Raw genomic sequence first — 4,587 nt, 5'->3', positions numbered from 1 at the left:
CAGCTCATCAACCATACCGCGCAGGGCTTTGTTATCGGCGCCGTCTAGCTTGGAAATCAAGACTTTAACACCGTTGATGTCTTGCGCCTGATTGATAAGACCGGCACTTTCTTGTGCTGCCAGCTTATCTTTCAGTTGCTGAATTTCTTTCTCTAGCTGCTTGCTATGTGCAACCAGTGCACTTACTTTGGTTGCTACCGATGCCGCATCAGACTTCACCAGCGTCGCTGTTTCAGACAGCAGCGCTTCTTGCTTGTGCAGAGCTTCGATAGCCGCTTCACCCGTTACCGCTTCAATACGACGGATACCGGCTGCGATACCACCTTCAGAGATGATCTTGAACAGGCCAATATCACCGGTATTGTTGGCGTGGATACCGCCACATAGCTCGGTCGAGAATTCGCCCATGCTCAGCACGCGGACTTCGTCGTCGTACTTCTCGCCAAACAGCGCCATCGCACCTTTTTCCTTCGCCGCCTCGATATCCATAATATCGGTATCGATTGAGTGGTTCAGGCGGATCTGCTCGTTCACAACACGTTCGATTTCACGTAGTTGTTCAGGCTTCACAGCTTCCAGGTTCGAGAAGTCAAAACGCAAGGACTCAGGCTTAACCAGCGAGCCCTTCTGCGCCACATGCTCGCCCAGCAGGTTGCGAAGTGCGGCATGCAGCAAGTGCGTTGCGGAGTGGTTCAAGCTGATTGCCGCACGACGTGCTGCATCAACGGTCGCAGCCACCTTGTCGCCAACCTTCAGCTCACCTTCTGCCAGCGTACCTTTATGACCGATAGCATCACCAAACTTCTGAGTATCCGCGACATCAAACTGGATACCCGCCGCTGTCATCACACCGGTATCACCGCACTGACCGCCTGACTCGGCATAGAACGGCGTATTGTTCATCACAACCAGCGCTTCCTCACCGGCACTGATGCTCTCCACAGCTTCACCATCGCGGTACAGGGCAATAATCTCGCCTTCGCCGTCAGTGCCTGTGTAGCCACAGAACTCGGTGCTAGCGTCAACTTTAATCGCTTCGTTGTAGTCCACACCGAACTGACCGGCTTCACGCGCACGCTGACGCTGGGCTTCCATGGCATCGCTGAAGCCTTCTTCATCGATTGAGAAACCACGCTCACGAGCAACGTCGTTGGTCAAATCCGCCGGGAAACCGTAAGTATCATACAGTTTGAATACGGTCTCACCATCCAGCATCTTGCCGTCTAGGCTATCTAGCGCATCGTTCAAAATTGTCATACCACGGTCAAGAGTACGGCCGAAGTTGTCTTCCTCAATCTTCAGTACCTTCTCAACCATCGCCTGCTGTTTCTTCAGCTCTTCACCGGCAGTGCCCATGATCTCTGCTAGCGGGCCAACCAGCTTGTAGAAGAAGGCACCCTGGGCACCCAGCTTGTTACCGTGACGGACGGCACGACGGATAATACGACGCAGTACATAACCACGACCTTCATTTGACGGCATTACGCCATCAACAATCAGGTAGGCACATGAACGGATATGGTCAGCAACCACACGTAGCGACTGGTTCGACAGGTCTTCGTAACCAATCACCTCGGCGGCTTTTTTGATAAGGGTCTGGAAAATATCAATCTCGTAGTTCGAGTGGACGCCCTGCATGATCGCCGCAATACGCTCGATACCCATACCGGTATCAACTGACGGCTTCGGCAGTGGCTCCATGGTACCGTCAGCCTGACGGTTGAACTGCATAAATACGTTATTCCAGATTTCGATGAAACGGTCACCGTCTTCTTCAGGAGTGCCCGGACGGCCGCCCCAGATATGCTCACCGTGATCGTAGAAGATCTCGGTACACGGACCACAAGGGCCGGTGTCACCCATTTGCCAGAAGTTGTCTGACTCGTATGGCTTGCCGCCTTTCTTGTCGCCGATACGGACGATGCGATCCACCGGGATCCCCATCTCTTTGTTCCAGATGTCGAATGCCTCGTCATCGGTCTCGTAGACAGTGACCAACAGGCGGTCCTGAGGAAGCTTAAGTACGTCGGTCAGAAACTCCCACGCATACTTAATGGCATCTTGCTTGAAGTAGTCGCCGAAGCTGAAGTTACCCAGCATCTCGAAGAAGGTATGGTGACGGGCGGTAAAACCGACGTTTTCTAGGTCATTGTGCTTACCACCGGCACGTACACAGCGCTGAGCTGTTGTCGCTCGAGTGTAGCTGCGCTTTTCCAGACCTAAAAATGTATCTTTAAATTGGTTCATACCTGCGTTGGTAAACAACAGTGTTGGGTCGTTAGCAGGTACAAGAGAAGAGCTTTCTACGATCTGGTGACCTTTGCTCTCAAAAAACGCAAGAAACGCACGGCGAATCTCATCAGTGCTCATGTACATTGGCAAATCCTGAATAAATGCTTTTATAAAACCGAAAAAATCGCACTTAAGCGATGATGTAACTGCTGTGAACAAGCTTCCGCACCACACGGCCGAAGCTTATGTCAGCAGGCTTTAATCGAACTAAGATAAATTCTTTGGGGGCTATTGTAAAACAACGGCAGGCGCTACGGGAAATGTTATGTTAAGAATTAACGGAATTTATATAGGGCAGTGCTGCCAAGCCGGGGATGTTGGCAGCAAGAGGCAAGTTGAGACTGGCGATATTATTCGTCGTCATCGGTATCCAGCGCGTACTTAATCTGCTCGAAATCAAAGCCGCGGTACTGCATAAAGCGAAAACGACGGGCTTTTTCCTTGGGAGTGTCCATCTCACTATTACCAAACTTGCGCCGGGCAATCTCACGGGCTTGCTCGTACCAATCCGTATCACTTTCCTCGAAGATCTGGCAGACAATGGTGCCATGCACCCCTTTCATCTTCATTTCCTGCTTGATCCGCAGCTCACCCCATCCCTTGGCGATACCGTTACGCATCATCATGCCTGCATAGCGAGCATCATCAAGCCAGTTGTAATCCTGACAAAAATCAATCGCCTCGGTAATATCCGACTCGCTGTAACCACGTGTCTTTAGTTTCTGTCGCAGCTCTTTTTCGGCATGATCACGACGTGACAAATAGCCGATAGCCGCCTCTTTTGCGCTTTGCTTTGGTGCTTGCTTTTTCATTGCTCTCAGGCCTTACATATACAAAACGGGCCGAGTACTCGCGTACCGGGCCCGTTGCTGTCAAAATTCTCGAGGTTCAGAGTGTTTAGAATGCCTGATCTTTCTCAGCATCTTTCTCTTCTGCCGCATCTTCCTGCTCAACTGGTGTCGTTAGCAGTAGTTCACGCAGCTTCTTGTCAAGCTCTTCGGCAATCTCAGGGTGCTCACCCAGGAACTTACAGGCATTTGCCTTACCCTGACCAATCTTGTCACCCTGATAGCTGTACCAGGCACCGGCTTTTTCAACCATTTTGTTCTTCACGCCAAGGTCAACCAACTCACCCAGGCGGTTAAAGCCCTGACCATACAAGATCTGGGTCTCAGCCTGCTTGAACGGGGCTGCGATCTTGTTCTTAACAACCTTGATGCGTGTTTCGTTACCGACGACTTCGTCACCGTCTTTGATAGCACCGGTACGGCGGATATCAAGTCGAACAGAAGCGTAGAACTTCAGGGCGTTACCACCTGTAGTCGTTTCCGGGTTACCAAACATCACACCGATCTTCATACGGATCTGGTTAATGAAGATACACATACAGTTTGATGCTTTCAGGTTACCTGTGATCTTACGCATCGCTTGTGACAGCATACGTGCCTGCAAGCCCATGTGGCTGTCACCCATCTCGCCTTCGATTTCGGCTTTTGGTGTCAGTGCGGCAACGGAGTCGACGACCAGAATATCAACCGCGCCTGAACGTGCCAGCGCATCTGCAATTTCCAGTGCCTGCTCACCGGTGTCTGGCTGAGACACCAGCAGGTTATCAATATCAACACCCAACTTCTGGGCATAGATTGGATCAAGGGCGTGCTCGGCATCGATGAATGCACATGTCTTGCCCTGCTTTTGGGCAGCGGCAATCACTTCAAGCGTCAGCGTCGTCTTACCTGATGATTCAGGACCATAGATTTCAACGATACGTCCCATTGGTAAACCACCGGCGCCAAGTGCGATATCAAGCGACAGGGAGCCAGTCGAAACCGTTTCAATATCCATAGTGCGGTTATCGCCCAACTTCATGATGGAACCTTTACCGAACTGCTTTTCAATCTGGCCTAACGCTGCGGCAAGAGCCTTCTGTTTGTTGTCGTCCATTCGACTCTCCAACGGATGCTTAAATTAAGTACTGATAATGATGATTAGTATACTGTCTATTCATACAGTGTCTAGCACTGTATGAAAATTTTTTTGCTCGATGTCACTCTCGTGATGACATCATTTTCCGCTCAGCCCAGCAGTTGCAGGCGTTGCAACATACCTGACAGGGCTTTTTGACAAGCTTGCTGTCTTACAGCATTGCGATCACCATCAAATAAACAGGTTTCGCACTGTATCCAACCGGAGGTATCTGCCCAGGCAAAACACACCGTGCCAACTGGCTTTTCCGGTGTGCCCCCGCCCGGCCCGGCAATACCGCTAATTGCCACACTGATGGTTGCGGCGAGA

At 51.1% G+C, this 4,587-nt stretch carries 4 protein-coding genes; all 4 read right to left on the bottom strand.

Annotated elements, in window-relative coordinates; genetic code table 11:
- Positions 1–2,376: alanine--tRNA ligase (alaS, locus tag MHN01_RS17355; protein ID WP_239412492.1), on the bottom strand; the 2,376-nt coding region annotated here is incomplete at its 3' end.
- A gap of 266 nt (positions 2,377–2,642) precedes the next feature.
- A complete protein-coding gene (recX, locus tag MHN01_RS17350) occupies positions 2,643–3,104 on the bottom strand; it encodes a recombination regulator RecX (RefSeq protein WP_239412491.1) in 462 nt (153 codons plus the stop codon).
- 85 nt (positions 3,105–3,189) lie between these two features.
- On the bottom strand, positions 3,190–4,236 hold the full coding sequence (gene recA / locus MHN01_RS17345; protein ID WP_239412490.1) for a recombinase RecA: 1,047 nt from the start codon (positions 4,234–4,236) through the stop codon (positions 3,190–3,192).
- Positions 4,237–4,367: 131 nt separating this feature from the next.
- Positions 4,368–4,587, bottom strand: a 220-nt coding sequence (locus tag MHN01_RS17340; RefSeq protein ID WP_239412489.1) for a CinA family protein, incomplete at its 5' end; no start/stop codon positions are given.

The sequence above is a fragment of the Photobacterium sp. OFAV2-7 genome, from assembly GCF_022347985.1.
Lineage (GTDB): Bacteria > Pseudomonadota > Gammaproteobacteria > Enterobacterales > Vibrionaceae > Photobacterium.
Note: the sequence above shows the minus strand (reverse complement) of the source record. Positions and strands in the feature narration are given on the sequence as shown.